A 513-nucleotide genomic window follows, 5' to 3' on the forward strand; every position below is an offset into this window, starting at 1 on the left:
CCCCAATTAGCGGTGGAAATTTTACAAGCACTTGAGGAATGGAAATTCCGCTCTTGTGCTAGTACTAGCAGACAGCTGATATGGAGAAAGTGGAGATGTGATTCACGAATTTCTTCGCTTAAAACTTCCTTGTCTGGTTGCAATTCGTAGTCCTCATGGTGTGCTACTAGTAGTAGCAGGTCAGAAAGTCCATTACAACCGAGCCGCGTGCATCCGTTCAAGCTCTCTCTCATCGACCAGATGAAACTTGCTAGAGAGCGCGAAATTGTCTTTAGCAAAGCCCATCCAATCCGCTACTACAAAATCAGTAAAACAAACAGCCCAACTACAAATCCACTTGAGACTTGGTTTGTGATGACTAATCTACCTAAATCTTGGCAGTTACAATTGGGGAAACGCTATAGCCTTCGCGGTTGGATTGAGTATGGATTTAAACAGGTGAAAAATGAACAGGGGAAGGGCAGATTTTCGAGTCACTGACTATACCAGTATTGAGCGGTGGTGGGAAATAGT

Annotated in this window: 1 protein-coding gene; it reads right to left on the minus strand. The window is 44.1% G+C overall.

Annotated features, from left to right (window positions below; genetic code table 11):
* On the minus strand, positions 1-221 hold a 221-nt coding region (locus tag DSM107010_RS41005; RefSeq protein WP_206751866.1), incomplete at its 3' end, for a hypothetical protein.
* Positions 222-513: the final 292 nt, after the last annotated feature.

This window comes from Chroococcidiopsis cubana SAG 39.79 (assembly GCF_003991895.1).
Taxonomy (GTDB): Bacteria; Cyanobacteriota; Cyanobacteriia; order Cyanobacteriales; family Chroococcidiopsidaceae; genus Chroococcidiopsis; species Chroococcidiopsis thermalis.